The sequence below is a fragment of the Latilactobacillus graminis DSM 20719 genome, assembly GCF_001436415.1.
In the GTDB taxonomy this organism is placed as follows: domain Bacteria; phylum Bacillota; class Bacilli; order Lactobacillales; family Lactobacillaceae; genus Latilactobacillus; species Latilactobacillus graminis.
Map to the genome: position 1 here is coordinate 112,412 of NZ_AYZB01000002.1, position 19,022 is coordinate 131,433.

Annotated in this window: 17 protein-coding genes; 13 read left to right on the forward strand and 4 right to left on the reverse strand. The window is 42.6% G+C overall.

The features are described 5' to 3' along the window. Nucleotides 1-170: 170 nt before the first annotated feature. Nucleotides 171-869, reverse strand: coding sequence for a YslB family protein (locus FC90_RS01140; RefSeq protein ID WP_057907470.1), 699 nt, complete (start codon nucleotides 867-869; stop codon nucleotides 171-173). A gap of 188 nt (nucleotides 870-1,057) precedes the next feature. Between FC90_RS01140 and murI the strand changes: the two genes are divergently transcribed. From murI to FC90_RS01190, 11 genes are all read left to right on the forward strand, one after another. Further along, on the forward strand, nucleotides 1,058-1,885 hold the full coding sequence (murI, locus tag FC90_RS01145) for a glutamate racemase (protein WP_057907471.1): 828 nt from the start codon (nucleotides 1,058-1,060) through the stop codon (nucleotides 1,883-1,885). Next, on the forward strand, nucleotides 1,869-3,086 hold the full coding sequence (locus FC90_RS01150) for an XTP/dITP diphosphatase (RefSeq protein WP_057907472.1): 1,218 nt from the start codon (nucleotides 1,869-1,871) through the stop codon (nucleotides 3,084-3,086). The genes murI and FC90_RS01150 overlap by 17 nt, the downstream gene beginning before the upstream one ends. A gap of 56 nt (nucleotides 3,087-3,142) precedes the next feature. Beyond that, nucleotides 3,143-3,664: a metallophosphoesterase family protein gene (locus FC90_RS01155; protein ID WP_057907473.1), complete on the forward strand. Its 522-nt coding sequence runs from the start codon at nucleotides 3,143-3,145 to the stop codon at nucleotides 3,662-3,664. Nucleotides 3,665-3,763: 99 nt separating this feature from the next. Further along, the gene (gene cbpB, locus FC90_RS01160; RefSeq protein ID WP_057907474.1) at nucleotides 3,764-4,231 is read left to right on the forward strand and encodes a cyclic-di-AMP-binding protein CbpB; all 468 of its coding nucleotides are present in this window, start codon (nucleotides 3,764-3,766) and stop codon (nucleotides 4,229-4,231) included. Nucleotides 4,232-4,538: 307 nt separating this feature from the next. Beyond that, complete coding sequence (locus tag FC90_RS01165; RefSeq protein ID WP_057907475.1) at nucleotides 4,539-5,810, forward strand: Ig-like domain-containing protein; 1,272 nt, start codon at nucleotides 4,539-4,541, stop codon at nucleotides 5,808-5,810. A gap of 549 nt (nucleotides 5,811-6,359) precedes the next feature. Then, nucleotides 6,360-10,748 (forward strand): WxL domain-containing protein, encoded by a 4,389-nt coding sequence (locus FC90_RS01170; protein ID WP_057907476.1) that lies wholly within the window; start codon nucleotides 6,360-6,362, stop codon nucleotides 10,746-10,748. 13 nt (nucleotides 10,749-10,761) lie between these two features. Then, on the forward strand, nucleotides 10,762-11,799 hold the full coding sequence (locus FC90_RS01175) for a WxLIP family cell surface protein (protein ID WP_057907477.1): 1,038 nt from the start codon (nucleotides 10,762-10,764) through the stop codon (nucleotides 11,797-11,799). A gap of 4 nt (nucleotides 11,800-11,803) precedes the next feature. Then, on the forward strand, nucleotides 11,804-12,868 hold the full coding sequence (locus tag FC90_RS01180; protein ID WP_151886760.1) for a DUF916 domain-containing protein: 1,065 nt from the start codon (nucleotides 11,804-11,806) through the stop codon (nucleotides 12,866-12,868). Next, nucleotides 12,849-13,001 (forward strand): hypothetical protein, encoded by a 153-nt coding sequence (locus FC90_RS09160; RefSeq protein WP_157053030.1) that lies wholly within the window; start codon nucleotides 12,849-12,851, stop codon nucleotides 12,999-13,001. The genes FC90_RS01180 and FC90_RS09160 overlap by 20 nt, the downstream gene beginning before the upstream one ends. 131 nt (nucleotides 13,002-13,132) lie before the next feature. Beyond that, nucleotides 13,133-14,050 (forward strand): WxL domain-containing protein, encoded by a 918-nt coding sequence (locus FC90_RS01185; protein WP_057907479.1) that lies wholly within the window; start codon nucleotides 13,133-13,135, stop codon nucleotides 14,048-14,050. A 183-nt stretch (nucleotides 14,051-14,233) separates the two neighbouring features. After that, the gene (locus FC90_RS01190) at nucleotides 14,234-14,626 is read left to right on the forward strand and encodes a MarR family transcriptional regulator (protein ID WP_151886759.1); all 393 of its coding nucleotides are present in this window, start codon (nucleotides 14,234-14,236) and stop codon (nucleotides 14,624-14,626) included. 55 nt (nucleotides 14,627-14,681) lie between these two features. Here FC90_RS01190 and FC90_RS01195 read toward each other — a convergent pair whose 3' ends face one another. Beyond that, nucleotides 14,682-15,578 (reverse strand): DUF368 domain-containing protein, encoded by an 897-nt coding sequence (locus tag FC90_RS01195; RefSeq protein ID WP_057907481.1) that lies wholly within the window; start codon nucleotides 15,576-15,578, stop codon nucleotides 14,682-14,684. Nucleotides 15,579-15,607: 29 nt separating this feature from the next. Further along, nucleotides 15,608-16,507 carry a mechanosensitive ion channel family protein gene (locus tag FC90_RS01200; RefSeq protein ID WP_057907482.1) on the reverse strand — a complete coding sequence of 300 codons (900 nt, stop codon included), beginning with the start codon at nucleotides 16,505-16,507 and terminating at the stop codon, nucleotides 15,608-15,610. Nucleotides 16,508-16,663: 156 nt separating this feature from the next. On the opposite strand from FC90_RS01200, the gene FC90_RS01205 reads away from it, so the two are divergent. Continuing rightward, a complete protein-coding gene (locus tag FC90_RS01205) occupies nucleotides 16,664-17,098 on the forward strand; it encodes a DUF948 domain-containing protein (protein WP_057907483.1) in 435 nt (144 codons plus the stop codon). A gap of 5 nt (nucleotides 17,099-17,103) precedes the next feature. Next, complete coding sequence (locus tag FC90_RS01210; protein WP_057907484.1) at nucleotides 17,104-17,556, forward strand: YtxH domain-containing protein; 453 nt, start codon at nucleotides 17,104-17,106, stop codon at nucleotides 17,554-17,556. A 337-nt stretch (nucleotides 17,557-17,893) separates the two neighbouring features. On the opposite strand, the gene FC90_RS01215 is transcribed toward FC90_RS01210, so the two are convergent. Further along, the gene (locus FC90_RS01215; protein WP_057907485.1) at nucleotides 17,894-18,991 is read right to left on the reverse strand and encodes a M24 family metallopeptidase; all 1,098 of its coding nucleotides are present in this window, start codon (nucleotides 18,989-18,991) and stop codon (nucleotides 17,894-17,896) included. Nucleotides 18,992-19,022 lie beyond the last annotated feature (31 nt).

Below are 19,022 nucleotides of genomic sequence, written 5' to 3' on the forward strand. Positions count from 1 at the left end.
GATTACTAGCGAAATCTGTTAATCGCCAGCTTAACTGCGCTAGAGTAATGTTTATGTTGAACCACCCGAAAAAGTCCCGCACTTTAAGATTTATAACTCTGACTCTTAAAGTGCGGGGCTTTTTTATTATATTTTAGATTGTAGACGCAATGCCATTGGCTTTTGTGGGGCTATTTATGTTTGCGGTGCATTTCGCGACGACTGGGTAAGTCGGTCACGCGGGTCCGTGTGTTGTGGGTTGTTGTTTCTGGGGGTAATGGTATTTTGGGTTCATCTGCTTCTGGTACAAATGGGGGTTCTTGAACTGGCTCAGATCGGTCAAAAGGGACTGCTGATTGGTCATTTTTCGGATTTGTAGCCGGCTGATTTGGGACTATGGCGACTTGTGCTAAATCAGTGGTTAAATGAATTGCTGCCATTGGTTCGCTTTCAATTGGGGCGTTTGAATCGGTTTGTACAAAAATCGTTACGGTTTTCTTATTTTCGATTGTTGCTTTGGCTTCGGTCACATGTTGGAGTTGTTGTTCCATACTTTGGGCGATAAAACCAGCTTCTAATTGGAAATCGGGTGTCTCAAAATCGGCAATCCGTGCAACGACAACTGGTCCAGTTAATTCGAAAAAGAATTGTTCTTTCTTTTGTTTCTTAAGTCGAAGGTCGCCGAAATTCATTTGTACAAAGAATCGACTGAGATCCTCACGTGATGCTAATGGAAATTGCAAAGCGAGTTGCTTCCCGGCCCAATAGCTAATAGCGTCATTTTCAGTACCCAAAATAAGGGGTAATAAGATATCTCGCAAGGTTGCCTGGGTCAGATAAGATGTTGTTTGGGGATTTTGAGCGAGTTGTTCATAGCGTGATTGAGTCACAATGGCACTCCTTTATGCAGTATATTTATAATTATATCTATTATACCGCGAAAAGTATTTATTTTTTATAAAAGATTAACGCTAGCTGTGAAACACCGATTGATCTGGTTGTTTTAGTTGAATTTTATATCAAAAAAAGAGAAAATAGAGTTTACGAGTGTATTCTGAGATGAAAAGAGAATTATAACATGCAAAAACAACCCATAGGTTTCATGGATTCAGGTGTTGGGGGCCTAACCCTCTTGAAAGAGGCACTGAAACGGCTGCCAAATGAAGATATGGTCTTCATAGGCGATCAAGCACGCTTACCATACGGTGATAAGCCAGCCGCTACTGTTCGCCAATTTGCGTGGCAGATGACTAATTTTCTAATGGCCCATCAGATTAAGGCGTTGGTGGTGGCCTGCAATACGGCAACCGCAGCAGCTTTACCTGATTTGCAAGCCCAGTTGTCGATTCCGGTGATTGGGGTCATTGCACCGGGGAGTCAAGCCGCTTTAGCTACAACCCAGAATCGACATGTCGGGGTCATTGCGACAACTGGGACCATCCATAGTGGTGCATACGTCCATCAATTAAAGGCATTAAAACCAGCAACACATGTCACTAGTCTGGCTGCACCGACGTTTGTGCCGATGATTGAAGCCAATCAACTCCAGGGGCCAGCAGTACAAGCAACGGTCGACCAAGCGCTTGCCCCATTGGTGGGCAGTGCGATTGATACTTTAATTTTAGGATGTACCCATTTTCCCTTATTAACGGCTGCCATTCAGCAGACAGTCGGTCCGGAAGTTGTATTAGTAGATCCGGCCCACGCTGCGATTGATAGCTTGATCCAAGCGCTTCAAGACCGCGAAGAACTTGCCACAGCACCAACTACCGGCCGATTGCAAACTTACACTACTGGCTCAGTCACTAATTTTGAAACGATTGCGCGGCAGTGGTTAGCACTGCCCCAGTTGAAGGCACAGCAAGTCATCATTAAGGAGGCTAAAAACGATGGTCCGAATGAATAATCGTGCAGAAAATGATGTGCGTCCCGTCCAAGTCATATGGCATTTTCTAAAACAACAACCTGCGTCGGTTTTGTGGCAACGCGGGGATACGAAAATCTTAGCCGCGGTACAACCGACTAGTGGTAGTTTTCAAGTCAGTGGGAGCAGTGTTACGGTGCAACATTTAGACTGGTTGAAGGCCACTTTGCGCCCACTATTAGTCACCGCTGATTTGACGATTACTGTTACCTGTCTTGAAGACGGCGGTGGCCTGTTGGCTGAGCTCTTCAATGCTGCCTATTGTGCATTGAACTTGTTACCAAAAGACCAACGACCACAACAAGTTGCGGCCGCGGTTACTACGGCCATGGTGAATGGCGCATCAGTTGTTGATCCTGACCAAGTAGAGAGTCAACAAGCTACTAGTCTCATGACAATGGTGGCGACTCCGCAAGAACAGATACTGGCCCTTGAACTGAGTGGACAACAGGCGATTAACAGCAGTGAGTTCAACGAGTTGATTTTGCGTGCGAGTCAAGGGGTTACTCGGACGAACGCCCAGCGGCAAGCCGGTTTTGAACGGGCTGTTGAGCCCCCGCTCCCCGTTATTGACACTGATCAACGGACGATTGTGATTGCTACCAAGAATCCAGGCAAGGCACGGGAATTTAACGCCGTTTTCGCTACGGAAGGTATTCAAATTAAGACGTTATTAGACTACCCTGAATTACCCAGAATTGATGAGACTGGTGCGACGTTTGAAGAAAACGCCCGTTTGAAGGCTGACCAAATTGCGGCTTACTTGCATTTGCCGGTCTTGGCTGATGATTCAGGCTTAATGGTCGATGCTCTCGGTGGACGCCCCGGTATTTATTCGGCACGTTTTTCAGGGGATCATAATGATGCTGGTAATAATGCGAAATTACTTTATGAATTAACGGGTGTGCCCGCAGCAGAACGTACGGCCACCTTCCATACGACACTAGTTTTTGCCAAGCCAGAACGGCCGGCCGAAGATTTAGTCGTCGAAGGCAACATTCAAGGCCAAATATTGGGTATTCCGCGCGGCGATAATGGTTTTGGCTATGATCCATTATTTTACGTGCCAGCATTAGATGCTACCTTGGCCCAATTAACAGTTGAACAAAAAAATCAAATTAGCCACCGTGCCAAGGCAATTGAGCAACTTAAGCAAAAATGGCGCGCCTGGATTAAAGCTTAAAGGACCGTTAGTGCGACCAAAGAAAATGGCCTTCGGGCCCGAAAGGACTGTTTAATATGCGTTTTGTTGTTGTTAGTGATAGTCACGGTGATCGTGAGATTCTAGTCCAACTAGTGGCACATTATCAGGATCAGGCAGTCACCATGTTACACTGTGGTGACTCTGAATTAGCAACTGATGATCCGTTATTCACGCACATGACCGTTGTTCAAGGAAATATGGACTTCAATGGTCAATTTCCGGCCAAAACGACATTTAGTGTTGACAATCAGCGGGTCTTCTTGACCCATGGTCATCTGTATGGAGTGAATACCGATTTAACCCATCTGTTATTAGCGGCTCAAGAAGTTCACGCCAATCTCGCTTGTTACGGGCATACGCACCAATTGGATTGTGAAATGCACGCGGGGGTCTTACTCTTGAATCCAGGGAGTATTGCCCAACCGCGTGGCCCGTTTCGAAACTTAAAGGGTACCTATGCAGTGATTGATGTCACGCCTGACCAGTATCATGTCCAATACTATAATCGACAGTTTATTCCTGTATCACAATTGCAATTGACCTTTCAACGTACTTAATTCTAAAGACTATCCAAAGTTTAAGTAGGATGGATGGTCTTTTAGTGTCAGTCTTTGATACAATCAACGGGTACTAACAAGTTGATTGGAGGCTAAGTGATGATTTCAGATGCATTTTCGAATTTATTGTTAGAAAATAAAGAGCATTTCTTAATTCCCGGTGAGGTCGTTGCCAGTGTGCAGGCTAGTAATTCTCTAGAACATGCTTTTATTCTCCTCACAACGGTTAAATATTCGAGTATTCCCGTTTTAGATAATCATTCGAAGTTCAAAGGGATGCTGACGATGCCGCTGATTACCGAGACGATGCTCGGTTTGAACAATCTCAGCTTCGAAAACCTACGCAAGTTAACCGTTGCAGATGTTATGCAAACCGATGTCGTGACAATTAAAGATCCCTATAATATCGAAGAAACGCTGCATCTCTTAGTCGATCATCCGTACTTACCGGTCGTTTCGGATGCCGGGGAGTTCACGGGAATTGTGACACGACGTGAGATGATGAAGAGTTTTAATCGGGTTGTTCATAATATTGATAAAGAGTATCAAATTACGCCACGCAATTAAACACGAAAAGAAGCCCAGCAAGGGCTTCTTTTTTCATTGATTTAAATTTCACAATTTGTGTCATCACTCAATTGTTGAGTGACGTTAATTATTGTAGCAAATTAAAACGCGCAACAGATAAAATGCCTTTACAGAAGCGTTTAAGCATAAAATAATTATCTATATATCACTTAAAAATGATAGTTTATATTAGTTGATTGTCGTAAAAATACATGATATATTATTCACATAGAAAAGTTGCTAATCACATTCTGTAATTAACGGCATATGTTTCAAAAAATTAAAAGCGCACATGGAGGCGATCTATATGATTAAGAGTAGCAAAATGGTTGGTTTATTATTAACATCATCGACGTTGATGGGTTTAATGATTAGTACCGGGGTTACAACGGTTCAAGCGGTCACCAATGAAACTACACAGACCGGACAGAAACCGGCAGCCAATCCCTTACCGGGAGTCGATATCTTGACGAAGGGTTCAACAACCTTCGATGGTTCGAACATGCTTGAAGGGGTTCACCTATCTAATGATTTCTCATTAACCTCTGGTATGTTGCAGATTTCGTATACTGGAACAACATTGATGTCATTGAACATTGATGAAAAGACTGAAACACAAATCGCGATGCCCGCAGAATTTAAAGCTTTAATGAATAAGACGACGGCAGATGGTAAAACATTCCTCGACTACATCGAACCATCAAGTTACTTCTACGCACCCAATAACATCGGTGGGAATAAGAAACATACTTATGAACGGCGTGACATCTCTTATGATCGTGATCGCAATGTGCTTGTTTTCCAAAATCAAGTTGGTTTGACTAGTCTTCTGACAGGTGCCACCTTGGAAGCCCACATCTATATTGATTTAGGGCAAGCCATTACTGACTTAGGCGAACGGATTCCTGATGCATATAATAGTTCCTACTATCAATTCGCGTCAGCAGTGACGTCGATTGAAGCGACGCCAGACTGGGATATCTTAGGTAACTCAGACTCTGCTGGACGGATTAACTGGGATAAATTAGATAAAGGCTGGACGATTATTAATCAAGTACCGACAATTCATACACCTGTTATGGATACTGATACTGAAGTAGTTGGGGGGAATGCGCCGGCTGGCTCAACGGTTAAAATTCGGGCTAATTCAGAAGACGGCCTAGTAATTGGCACTGCGATTGCCGGGGCGGATGGCACCTATATCGCTAATATTCCGCAACAAAGAGCTGGCACTAAACTCTATGTTGATCAAACAACGGCCTTAGGGACTAAGGGATTTGGGACCGCGATAGTCGAACACAATAATGCTGTGCCCAACAAACCGGTAGTCGATCAAATACAAGTTCGGCAAGGCCAAAAGATTACGGGTAAAGTTGGTACACCTGGGAATACGATTCAAGCCGTGGATGCGATTAATGGGAATGAGTATACGGTTGACCTTTCTGAGGATGGCTTAACCTTTTCAATTGATACAAACCAAATCGATTCAAAGAATTTACCAACAATGATTGCCATTACGGAACACAATGGAACACAAGTGAGTGAACCAACAACGGTTATGGTGACTAAGGCTGGTTAAAGAGCAAACAAATCAACAATAGTGATGACTAATCAAAAAAGGCCTCGATTGAGTTTTAACTCAATCGAGGCTTTTTTTTGTAAATTTAGATTAGCTGATATAAGGGCGCAATCGGGCGATAAATGATTTTTTGTGGCTCATGACTCATGAGTTATGACCTATGATTTTATCTCGAAGATAACGACCTGAATGATTTCGTATTTTTTTAAAGAAATAAAAAAATTAACGAACAAAATTTCTATGAATACCGGTAAATAGGTATTCATAGAAATATGTTAACAACAAACAATTTCATAAAACAAACTTGCACGCCATTAACTAATGGTGTAAACTTGTTATTTATTGAGGGGGGCATAACTCATGAGTTGTGAATGCAACTAAGCATGAATGTTTACCACCGGTACATTCAATAAAAAGACTAGCCTTAAATTTTAAGGCACTCAATTAAATGGCACTTGTTATTTATTAAAATTAAACCGCTAAATAAGCATTGAGTTGTTTAAAACGATAATCGACTCGACAGGTATTAGAATTGGGAGGAAATGTGCGATGCAAAAAAGAATCATACATCTGATATTGGCAGTAATGTTCTTAACAGCGACGATGTTCCAGTCACTAGGGGGTGTCTGGGCAGCCACAGCAACTAAACCGACCAACGCTACGTCAAGGATGTCGAAATTGATTAATCCACAGCAGGCACTTGCCAGCACGAATGTTGTTTCTGAGAGTCTAGCCAGTTCATTATCGGGACAATCGTCAAGCCGCAGTGAAACCAGCAGCTCGACAAGTCAGACCAGTGAAGTAACATCTACCAAGGCCAGTTCAAAGACCGCTACCAAGCAGTCAACGGCCCAAAAGGCGACCTCAAGTCAATCAGTTTTGATTCAGCCGCAAGCTGAAGAAATTCTTGATCCGGATAGTGACTATCCAGATTTTTCCAAGACCTTATCCTCACAAGCCGGGGTAACGACAGTCAGTTATGATAATGCTGGTAATGCACATACAGCAATAGCTGATGCTTCCGGTACTTTGGTTCCTGATGATTCGAAGAATGAAATTCCCTATCCATATAATGCTTTTCCTGTTTACGTGCCAGGGGTATCAACTGAAGAAGATCATGGTCAGGCTGCTGAATCGACTGAGGATATTTCCGGTGCCAAGTTAGATAGCGCTAATGATTATATTATGTACAAGAAAGTCATGCTATTTCGGGATAATACCGGTATACAACACTGGATTGACATTAAACAGTCGTTTGTTGGCTTAGAAAAGCATGGTTGGTATAACGACTGGCCACAATATAAGGCTAAAGGTTATATATCTAATTTTCCCAGTGATACGGATAATATATTTATTAATGAGTGGTCTTTTAGAATTGGGAAAGGTAAATATCATGGAGATACGGATTATCAAGATATGCTTGGTATGGCTGGGACATACAACAAGGGTGATGCTTTTAGATCGTTAAGCCTAAAATCGGGCCCGAAAGGCGCGTATATTAATGTTAACCCCACAGCTTATCTCCAATATCGCGAAGTGGCGACGGCTAAGCTGGAATTTTTTGATGATGCAACTGGTAAGCCAATTAAGATTTCTGGGTTTCTAACCGCGGGTGATATGGATCATCGAGATTTCTTGCAGTTTTCTAAAGATAGCCATATTGATAATGTCTATGTTACGAACAATCAGAATTCGCAGATCACACCTAAAGGAACCTACAATTCAGATGCTGATCCATCGACGATAATTACCAATAGCATCGGTAATAATGATTATTATAATTATAATGGTGATTATAGTAAGACTGATTATGGCGGAGATGGCGACATGGGGAATATTGACTTAATTAAACCCGAAGATACGGACGCTTGGACGACCGTCACGTTCCACGATACCGATTCCATCCAGTACGGCATTTCTGATGGGCAACGACTTGACTTTCTAGCGACATCGCTGGTTCCGGTTGCCTTTTCAGCACCCGGAAAATCCGGAGATGGTGATACTTGGAACCAAGACTGGGATGATAACGCGATTAACTATAATGTCGTGGCGACCCTACCGTACCGTGGGAGTACAATTACGAACCCACAAGATACCAGTTTCGCGGATCATACAACGATTAGCACCTTCCATCCGGCAACGAAATTTACTTTAACAGATCCGATTAATCAGAACTTGAAGGTCGACAAAGTTATCATCAAACGAGATGGCCAGACCGATGTCTCTGATCAATTCGAGATTAGTACCGATGGCAATCAGGTTGTTGCAAACGCTAAAGCTGAGTTTCTGAATAACGAAGCCAACTATACCAAGACCTATAATATGACAATTGAGACGTCAGTGGCTGCCGATGCTGACTTAAGTAGTCTTCCGACGGTGACTGCTAATGGTCATACGTACGTAAAAATTGCTAATACCGCTAATTTAGATGTCATTAAAGCTGCAGGATCGACCGAACAAAATTGGGATAGTAACGAAGCATATGGGCATGTTAAGGTGCCTGATCCAATTCGGGAAGTCCAAGATTTGCAACAAACGATTAAGAACGATGATACGCCTAGTGAGGATTGGCAACCAGTCGTCGATAATATCTCGAAGACCACTGGGAACGTTGGTGATCAAATTGGGTATCGCTTTGCATTCAAAGCGAAAACCACGAATACTGCTAGCATCACCGATGCGATGATTAATCAAATTCAAATGAACCCCGACGATGGGCTAAGTGCTCCGGTTGATGATTCAATCAATGTTACAGTCGGTGGTAAGGCTGGTAAAGGGACCTTGGTAAAAACCGCAACTAATGATTACGCAATTAAAATTGAAACGCCCATTAAAGCGGGTCAAGATGTTGTTGTGACCTTCAAACGAACCGCTACTAAAGCCGGGACTTATGGCCAAACTGGCCGTTTGAAGGCTGAGTCGCTTACCGAGCAACCGACTGCCAATGCAACGGATGCAGGTAACTTATTTAATGAAGCGGATATCACGATTAAAGCATCTAAGAATACTGCCTCGTTTGAACAAGACATTCTGAATGCAACCACTAATGGAAAGTGGCATGGTCCAATGGCTAATGATGAGGCTGATGTTAACGCCGTTCCAGGTGATAAAGTTAGATATCTTTTCCGAGTTAAATTAGGAGCGAAAAATACCGACGCCTTATTAAAAGCAGCTATGCAGGATATCGTCATGAACGTCCCAGATGACATGCAATTGGTCGACTTTGACGATAGCGGAACAAAAATTAAGATTACTTATGGTAAAGAGGGGGCAGTCAACCTAACTAGCCCTGACTCGTTTGCCGACTTAAAGGAACTTAACTTCAAGTCACCACTTGGGACCGCGAATGCTTCAAATATTGGTAATTCTGTGTTGCAAGTTGAGTTCATTGCACAAGTTAAATTGAATGCACTAGCCCAAGTCGTTAGCACCGATGCCAATTTATATGCATCTAATTTAGATGGGACTTTGACGGATACTAAGGTTGATAATTATCAACATAAGGTTAAGGCCAACCAATCACGGGTCCACATTATCAATAAAAAACAAGTTAAACTCGAACAAACCCTAAAAAATGAAACTACTGCGGACAATTCAAGTTCTAGTGACCCGAATTATCCAGACCAGGATGGTTACCGCCAAACAACAACCGGGGTTGAAGGAGATGTCATCAATTATCGTTTCAAGGTGAGTGCCGCTGATGATAATACAGGTGATATCACTAACATGCGTGTTAAGGCGATTACGATGAAGAAGCCTGACAAGTTAAGCTTTACAGACCCAGATACGCATCAAGATTATCCATTAGTGGTTAAGATCAGCAAGGCTGACGGGACGGATGTAACGACTGATACTGGTGCACAGTTTAGTACCGATCATCAGACGATTACACTCACGAAGCCATTAAAACCAGGTTACGTAGCGACTATCAATTATAAGATGATAGTTACGGCTAAAATCGACGACAATACAGTCGCTGCTGATAAACAAGTGACAAATGATGGTCAGTTTACGGCTGATCAGTTAACTGAAACTAAGCAAACTGCTGATGGGACGGAAGATGTAGCGGTTGTTGATAATACGCTCCCATTTAATCAAACTGTCCTGAATCTGAAGAAGAGTGATGGTGAAATCATTATTCGGTATGTTGATTTGGAAGACGATAATCTAAGCGAACCAACATACATTTCTAAAGAAGTTGATGCAAAAGGGAGTACCGGCCAGAAACTATCAACGGTTGTTCCTGAACGAGTTGCCCCGAAGGTTATCGATGGATATACAGTTTATGCGGTTACCGAAGACACTGATTTAACGAATGCTAACTGGGCCAAGGCCTATAAAGATGACCCCGTCTTTACTAATAAAGTCCGCATTATCACTTATGGGTATTACAAGCGGATGCTTTCCGTTCAAGCTCCAAGTGATTGGTATTTTGGCAAGCATAGTACGAGTCAAACCGATAGTACTTACTATTTAAAGGATGCCAAAACGCCACAATCGGTCAAAGTTACTGATCATTACGGCGTTGATTCATGGCAACTTCAAGTTTCACAAGATCAACCATTTATTGGTGAGCAAGATCAAGTCTTAAAAGATGCCCAACTCCAATTCAAGAATGGTAAGGTGATTGCCGCGACTGATAATACGACACCTGCTCAAGCATTGACTTCAATTAAGCAATTTAATTTGGAACCTGGTGCTACGGTTAAGAATTTGATGACGTATACGAAGTCTGGTGTTTTCCAAGATCCAGATCTTGACAAAGATAAAAGTAGTGCAAGCAATCGTTACAATCAGGGTAATGGTAGTTGGGCCTATCAATTCGGGAACCCCAACAACGCTGACATCAGCATTGGGCTCCACGTGCCGGAGACGTCCAAACGATATCAGACGTATTATGCAACGATTTTAGATTGGACGTTAACTGTTGCACCATAGGAGGAAGAAAAGCGTGTTTAGAAAACGATTATTAAGAACGATTATTTTAGGCGTTGCGCTTGGTGTGATGGGCGGTTTAACGGTTGCCCAACAAGCCCAAGCTGCTTCTAGTGTTGAGAAAGCAGATTTCGAGATCCAACCTATCATGCCTGAAGGACAAGTTGATACGAGTTTGAATTACTTTGATGTGAAGTTCAAACCAGGGACTACACATACCATTAAAATGCGGGTCCAAAACTTTACCGATAAGAAAATTACCGTTAAGAACGAATTTCAAAATTCGATGACACAAATGGGTGGTGATATGAAATTCCAAACAGCCACTAATGGGTTGGATCCTAGTGCAAAGGTACCATTAACCACGATTGGTGCTGTACGGAAATCTGATCGTGTCATTCACCTCGGACCAGAAGAAACAACGGTCATCCAAGCAACCATCAAGATGCCAGATCGTAAGCTCAACGGCATGATTGCCGGTGGCTGGCATTTCATCGAATACCGAGGTAATAGTACTAAAGATCAGACCATCTCCAGTAATTACGCTTATCTAATTGGGGTTAATTTGCAAGGCTCGCACTATAAGGTTTATCCTGAGCTCAAGTACGCATCAACGAAACCAATTTTGTACAATCGGCGCCCAGCGATGGGGATTAAACTGCGCAATACGCAACCGATGGTCCTGAGAAATGTACATTTCAAAGCAGTTGTTGCCAAACAAGGGCTTTTCGCCGATAAACGCCTCTATGAAAAAACCGGTTCAAGTATTGCCCCCAACTCATCGGTTACTTTACCAATCTCGTGGGAGTATAACAATATGAAGCCTGGTAAGTATACCGTTTCTGTCAAGGTAACTGGTGAGAATCTCTGGAATAAGTTACCAATGTCATGGACGTTCAAGAAGCACTTTAAAGTGACTCGTGCCGCGGCTACGAGCTTAAATAAACGTTCAGTACAACGGCCAACTAACAAATGGTTGTACGTGATGGCTGCTAACGGGGTCTTGTTATTAGTTGCTGCTTACGGTCTTTATCGTGTTATTCGGATTGGTTAGTCCAATGCGTAGATATTGGCGATATGTATTCAGTTTAAGCATGGCAATTGTGCTGGCATTAACGCTTGGCATTGGAGCTGTTCAAGCTGCTAAGAAGAAGAGTACCATCAAAATACCGGCAGCCAATCATGCAACATTTATGGTCATGCCGGAGTTGCCTAAGAACAATCTGGGAGGCGGCCAGTTAGGCTATTTCAATTTACGAGTCAAGCCGCACCAAAGGAGGACTGTTCGGATTAAAGTTTATAATCCGACAGATCGCACGATTAATATCTATGGTCAGGTCCAAGATGCGACCACCAATGATAATGCTTCTGTGGACTATCTTGGATCACGGGCCAACGATCGTAAGCTCTTAAAACAACCCGGTAGCCAGCTAGTATCGGTGCCCAAGAAGACTAGTTTACCGGCTGGTGCTACAAAGCACATTACGATTAAGATTCAGACCGCGGGCCGCTTTGAGGGGACTAAGGCAACTGCGATTAATCTTAGTGCAAACCAATTTCAGCAGCAATCAGCAGTTAAGAATGCTTATCGGTATGCAATTGGCTTGATTCTAAATGGTCAATCAATCCACAAAAAGAATTATAAACAGCTTCAGTCACCGGCAATCAAGACGCGGTTCACTAAAGCCAAGCAGGCGGCCATTAGTGTTAAGCTTAATAATCCTGATTCAATGTATCTAGAGCAAGCCGACATTAAAGTCAAATTACAGAATCAAAAATGGCACTTCATCCAATATAATGCGACGGTTAAGAATGGGAAGATTGCACCTAATACGAGCTTCTATACTGATCTGTTGCTTGGGGGGAAACGATTAGTTTCGGGGACTTACAGCATGACCTTGACGAATCATAATAATCGTTATCGACAGACCTTGCATAAGCAAGTTTTGATTACTGCTTCGCAAGCTAAATATATCAATCGGTTGAATGCTGCTTATCGACGTAACCGTAATTGGATTTTAAGTGGCTTTGCGCTGATTTTAATCATAATCGGTGGAAGTAGCTTTCAAATCCACCGGGTTAAAAAACGAAAGAGGGATCTTGATGCAAAGAATGGTCAATAAATTTGGTTATAAAAAGGCGAAATGGGTCATGATTGCGCTGGTAGTAATACTATCAATCACTCTCATTACGACGGGGATTAAGGCGGCCCTGGTTTACCATAGCTATAACGTCTATACAACGATCACCATGTAAGCAATCGGTGACTGAAAACGGACCACACTAAAAAGGTTATAAACATTAATTTTATTATTGACTTTTTATAAAATTAATGATATAATAAAAACGCACTTAATGTGCAATATATAAATAGGGAGGAATTTCACATGAAATTCACAAAATTAACAAGTTCAGTATTGGCTGGCGCAACAATGCTTTCAATCTTAGCACCAACAGCATCATTCGCTGCAACATCAACTGCCGGATCAAAAGATGCTACTACAAATGACAATGGTGGGACAGCATTACCACAAACAGATAAGACAGTAGCTGGGATTTCATTTGGTGATAACAGCGACAACGGTAACACTGGTTACTTACGTCTTCAAATGGTGCCACATACATTAGATTTTGGGAATCACAAAATCTTAGATGATACGAAACTTGACTTCACGGCAGATGGTAAGAATACTGCTTTACCAACTAATAACCTTAAAGCAAGCTACGAAGGTGGCAAAACTAATGAAACAGCTGTATTAAACACACAAGATGATGGCTTGAAAGCTGTTAACGGAACTGCTTGGGCAACTGTTGTCGACAAACAAGTAACACGTGTTGCTTCTGCAACTACTCCTTTCCACGAAGGTACAACTGATCAAGCTGGTTCATGGAAATTATCAGTTAAATCAGACGATGCTTTAACAGCTATGAATAATGCAGATCCTTCAGAAAAAACTGATGAAGTAATCGAAGGTGCTAAGTTATCATTTGCTAATACACAATATGGTCAAACACAAAAAGTTTATGAATTAACAAAGGATACACAAGATTCAAACTATGATGCATCAAAGGGAACACCTAAGGAAGTTTCTGCTAGTGGTATCACAACTAACTTCTCAACACCATTAGCTGCTGATGGTGCAGATATCCAAGTTGCTAGTGCTGCTGATGGTGAAGGCCAAGGTGCTAACGTCTTTGGTTGGGCACCAAAAGATATCAAATTAACAATGCCTGCTGGCGCTAATGTTACTAATGCAATCTACAAAGCAAACTTAACATGGACATTAACTTCAGACGTAGCATAAAAAAACTTTAATCCAATCTGAATCAGATTAGACTAAAGCTTAATCGGACAATATTTTTATAAAAGTGGTCGATAGTTTGCCTTCGAAAACTAACTATCGATCACTTTTATTACATAGAAGATTGTAACATATGCCGCAATACTTGCCAAAGTAACGGCACTTAGTTTTAGGGGGGAAGTGACCATGGACGATAAAATCGCATTAATGAGCCAGTGGTATTTAGAAGGTGTGTATCTGATTCAACAATTGAATGCCGTCTGTCAGGAACATGATTTGAGCTATGATCAATATCTTGTTTTGGAGCAAATTATTGAAGAAAAGCGGGATACACCTAAGCAAATTGCCGACGTCTTCAAGACATCGGCACCGGCTGCATCGCGCAAGGTTAATACGCTTCAGAGTAAAGGCTTTGTCCGCAAAATTAGAGATATTGATCGGGATCAACGTACCGTTGAACTCGAAGTTACGCTAGATGGCATCCAACGTTATCAGGCCATCAGACACGCCTTAACGACTAAAAATCGACAATTCAAGCCAGCAGATATTGAACATCTCCGGGCCATTAAAGCACTATAAAAAAACTATCCACAACTGTCAGCAACAGTTGTGGATAGTTTTTTTGCGTGGTTCACTAGGCGTGATCAAAATAAATCGTTGCTAAGGCACCTAAGATAAGCATTACGATGATGAGGACTACAGGTCCCAACAAGGCGGTAGTTGATGAAAAAATCGGCCAAGCTGGCGTGACTCCGGTTCGGATGAGAATCCAAATGGCGGCCAGCACAACGCCTAAGACACCGGCATAAACTTCCTCTAAAAAGTGGGCTAATAAATAATGCATCAGCTTTGCAACAAGCACTGTTCCAACGATAGCCCCGATGCTAAAAGGAACCAGCAAAATAACGCTCTTAAAGGCCGTTGTTGCTTGCTCTAGACGTCCGGTGACCAAGTAGACCACTAAGTCGAGTAACTGACTGACAGCATGGTAGACAGTGCCATACTGCTTGATAATCATCAACATAATCGAACCAGAAACGCCGGGGATTAACATTAATGAAACTGAGAAGAAACCGGCAAATAATAATGTTCCGGCGGCTTTGAGACTAGTGAGTTGCTTAATCGCAATCTCTGATTCACTTTGGTGGCCGCCAATCTGGGTAAGAAATAACATAATGGCGGCGCAGATGATGGCAATCAGGACTTTCTGCCAGGTGAGATGCGTGATTTTACGCCAGATGAATGGTAGACTGCCGATTACTAGGCCGATGAAGAAACTATAGGCTCCCAGGGGATAACTGGTGCATAACCAGAGAATCAATTTGGTGGACAGTAAGATACCGACACCGGCACCGAGACCGATTGGCCACAAAAAGCCCAACGCTTGGCGCCAGTCTTTTTTGAATTGGGCAATGGCCGCCAGTAGCGGTTCATAGAGACCAACGATTACGGCGAAAATACTACCAGATAAACCAGGGATGACTAGTGCAATACCGATTAGGGCGCCTTTGAGGGTATTAATTAGGGGCATAAGGGGTTCTCCTTTTTTATGGGGGACTTTTAAATTAATGGACGGCTATGCCAGGAGTCATTGGGAAGGGATACTCCAGCGGCTGCCAGGGCTTGGAGGTAAGCTTGCAAGAAGGTACGGTGGGTAGTGGCCTGTTCACCGTTAGTGGTGTGCATCATAATCTGAAAGGCGAGCACTCCATTCGGTAAGGTGGTTACACCCAGAATTGTTGGGCCATCTTGAATTTCAGGATGCTTCGGGATGAGTTGGACATTAACAGCATTGATGGTGGCTGTCAGTAATTGTAAGTCCGTATCAGGTAAGACGTGGATGTTAATTAAGACGCGCATATCGTTTCGTGAAAGGTTGCTGACGATGCTAATGTTCCGATTGGGAATGAAATTTAAGGTTCCATCGGCACTTTGGACTTGTGTGGTCCGTAATCCGATCGCATTAACTGTCCCTTCAACCGTACCAATTTTGACCGTGTCGCCGACATCAAATTGCTGTTCTGCCAGAATGAAAAAGCCGGTAACGATGTCATTCACAAATCCCTGAGCGCCTAAGCCAATCGCTAAGCTAAAAATTCCAGCACCGGCAATCAAGGTACCGACTGGCACCCCGAGAACACTGAGTAGCGCATAGAGGTAGAAGAAAATGACGAGGTACGAAAATGCATTAATCATCAATGTGTAAATAGTGTTAATCCGATTGCTAGAGAAGCCATCAGTTTGACGATATTTCCGAAAACTGTGTTTAATAATGGATTTTCCTAAACGGTTAATGAGGTAAAATAAAGCAGAAAGTAATACAATCTGAAATAAACCGGCAATCAAGGTACTCAGTAAGTGATCCCAATCAATGGTTGCCATATAGCGGCGAAAAATATTGGTCTGTTGTTGAACCGATTTAACGGGGGTGGGTGCGGTGATTGATAAGCGTTTGAACATGCACGAAGCTCCTTTTTTATAGCCTGTCTTTAGTTTAGCAAATGTCACAAAAAATGGCACCTAATAATGCGAAGATATTTGAAGATTGGGGTAAATAATGCTATCCTAATTATTAAGAAACAATCTAATCGAAAACGAAGTAGGAGGAACAAGCCAATGACAGGTGGTCAAATTGCAGCCTTAATCGCTGCCGGGGCTTTTGCAGTCCTAGTTGTTTTTCTAATTATAATGTTATTAAAAGTTACTAAAGTATTAACGAATGTTGCTCAAACGGTTGCCGAAGCTAATAAAAGTGTGACGGTTGTAACTGAAAATGTTGATGTTTTATCACGTGAAGTAGCTAGTTTGCTCAACAAAGCTAACGGATTGCTCGAAGACGTCAATGGGAAAGTCGCTGATTTGGATCCTGTTTTTCGTGCAGCGGGTGAACTTGGTGAGAGTGTTTCAAGCTTGAATGCGGCCAGTCGTAACTTGACAACGCATGTAACGACTGTTGGACGGACCACTGCCAAGGCAACGGTCGCTTCAAAAGTTGGCGCTCGCGCCTTAAGATTTTATCAGAATCGACGTCAAACAAAGGATAAGGAGTAATTCATATGACAAAAAAGGGACATTTTCTACTCGGTGTATTAGTCGGTGGTGTATCAGCAATTGGGGCCACCTTAATGTTAACCCCTAAAACAGGTAAAGAATTACAAGCAAAATTAGTTGATTTAGGCGACGATTTAATGGATCGCGCACAAGATTATTACTATTTGGCAAGTGAGACCGCGACGGATTTGAAAGAAAATACGATGGTCCATCTCAATCGTGTTCACGATTATGCCAGTGACTGGCAAGATAATGCTGCTGACCTTAAGGACCAAGCGAAGATCCAGTTCGATGAAAAAACAGCAGATTTAAAATCGCAATTTGGCAGTAACATTGAATCCGGGCAAGAAGATTTTGATGATATCATTATTGACGGAAAAAGTGCATTTGGTGAAGCGAAGGACGAAGTAACCGACGCTGTTGGAGCCGCCCAAAATGAAGTCATTAAAGATAAATAATAGATGAAGTCCCCGTTAAGACTGACTTAGCGGGACTTTTTTGCTTAAATTTCAGATTCTCAATGACCAACACGGCAACCGAATTGCCAACATCAGCGCATTGAAAGCCGACATGTTATCCTTTCTCAAGGTAACGCGTAAGCAACATAGGCATCACCTCATTTCTGAGCGTTAGCCACCGTCATAAACTGATAATTAAGATTACTGTTACATAGTTTGAATGGTTAACTACCAATGATTATAAAGTTCTTTAGAACAAAAGGCAGGCGAAATCATTTTATGACTTCGCCTGCCTTTTAAATTAGTGCTCAGTTGCTAACCGTAACTAAAAGCACGCTTAGAATGTTTGTAGTTCCTTGGTCATGTGAGTGAAAGGTTTTGATCCAGTTTCGGTAACGTGAACACAGTCTTCGATTCGGACACCAGCAACGCCGGGAATATAAATCCCGGGTTCGATTGAAAAGCACATGCCAGGTTTGATAACCATATTATTACCTTCCATGATGGATGGAAACTCGTGTTCTGAAGTACCAATGCCATGGCCGAGACGGTGAATAAAGTAGTCGCCATAGCCGGCTTTGGTAATCACGTCGCGAGCAATTTGATCTAATTGGGCGGCGGTAATACCAGGTTTGATAGCTGCTTGGGCAGTTAAGTTCGCTTCAAGACAAACTTTGTGGATTTCAAGTGATTTCGCATCCGGTTTACCAAAAGCAACGGTCCGAGTAGCATCGCTCATATATCCCTTGTGTAAAGTGCCAAGGTCAAATAAGACGAGTGCATCAGGAGTTAGGATGTTGGCTTCAGGGCCACCATGGGGGTTAGCAGCATTGATGCCTGATTGCACGATCGTATCAAAACTCATATGCATAACACCTTTTTGCATAAGTGCATATTCGATTTCCGCTACGATATCTTGTTCAGTTTTGCCGGCTTTTAGGGCATTGAAGCCAACTTCAAAGGCATAATCGGCTTCACGGCCGGCGGCTTCCATTAAGGCAATTTCTTCAGGAGTTTTGATTAATTTTAAGTTTTCCATGAAACGTGAAGCGTCGCCTGGGAACGTTGCGTCTGGGAATTGCTTTAGAATGGCTTCGTAACGTTGAACCGGCAGGTCATCTTTTTCAAGTGCCCAACGTGTAGGGCTTGCATTGCGTTTCTTGATTTGATCGGCGATGATGGCGTATGGATCTTCGTGGTCGAGGTAGCCATAAACATCAAGCTGCCAGCCAGCTTTTTTTGCGGATTCGACTTCAAGTTGAGGTGTAAATAGGAATGGGTCTTGATCAGCAAAGACGAAGAGCGCTAGAACGCGTTCTGCAGGATCACTTTCGAACCCAGTGAAATAGAGAATATCGGTCGGATTACTAATGTAAGCCACATCCATATTATTCTCGCCAAGCCAATTTTGCAATTGAATTAATTGATGATTCATCTAAAGCACTTCCTTTACGTTTGATACCACT

What these genes read in the sequence shown, in the direction of transcription:
- FC90_RS01200 (WP_057907482.1), bottom strand. Translation starts at nt 16,507, where the DNA reads ATGTTCAAACGCTTATCAATCACCGCACCCACCCCCGTTAAATCGGTT.
- FC90_RS01155 (WP_057907473.1), top strand. Translation starts at nt 3,143, where the DNA reads ATGCGTTTTGTTGTTGTTAGTGATAGTCACGGTGATCGTGAGATTCTA.
- FC90_RS01215 (WP_057907485.1), bottom strand. Translation starts at nt 18,991, where the DNA reads ATGAATCATCAATTAATTCAATTGCAAAATTGGCTTGGCGAGAATAAT.
- FC90_RS01195 (WP_057907481.1), bottom strand. Translation starts at nt 15,578, where the DNA reads ATGCCCCTAATTAATACCCTCAAAGGCGCCCTAATCGGTATTGCACTA.
- FC90_RS01185 (WP_057907479.1), top strand. Translation starts at nt 13,133, where the DNA reads ATGAAATTCACAAAATTAACAAGTTCAGTATTGGCTGGCGCAACAATG.
- FC90_RS01205 (WP_057907483.1), top strand. Translation starts at nt 16,664, where the DNA reads ATGACAGGTGGTCAAATTGCAGCCTTAATCGCTGCCGGGGCTTTTGCA.
- FC90_RS01180 (WP_151886760.1), top strand. Translation starts at nt 11,804, where the DNA reads ATGCGTAGATATTGGCGATATGTATTCAGTTTAAGCATGGCAATTGTG.
- FC90_RS01150 (WP_057907472.1), top strand. Translation starts at nt 1,869, where the DNA reads ATGGTCCGAATGAATAATCGTGCAGAAAATGATGTGCGTCCCGTCCAA.
- FC90_RS01170 (WP_057907476.1), top strand. Translation starts at nt 6,360, where the DNA reads ATGCAAAAAAGAATCATACATCTGATATTGGCAGTAATGTTCTTAACA.
- FC90_RS01165 (WP_057907475.1), top strand. Translation starts at nt 4,539, where the DNA reads ATGATTAAGAGTAGCAAAATGGTTGGTTTATTATTAACATCATCGACG.
- FC90_RS01190 (WP_151886759.1), top strand. Translation starts at nt 14,234, where the DNA reads ATGGACGATAAAATCGCATTAATGAGCCAGTGGTATTTAGAAGGTGTG.
- cbpB (WP_057907474.1), top strand. Translation starts at nt 3,764, where the DNA reads ATGATTTCAGATGCATTTTCGAATTTATTGTTAGAAAATAAAGAGCAT.
- FC90_RS09160 (WP_157053030.1), top strand. Translation starts at nt 12,849, where the DNA reads ATGCAAAGAATGGTCAATAAATTTGGTTATAAAAAGGCGAAATGGGTC.
- murI (WP_057907471.1), top strand. Translation starts at nt 1,058, where the DNA reads ATGCAAAAACAACCCATAGGTTTCATGGATTCAGGTGTTGGGGGCCTA.
- FC90_RS01210 (WP_057907484.1), top strand. Translation starts at nt 17,104, where the DNA reads ATGACAAAAAAGGGACATTTTCTACTCGGTGTATTAGTCGGTGGTGTA.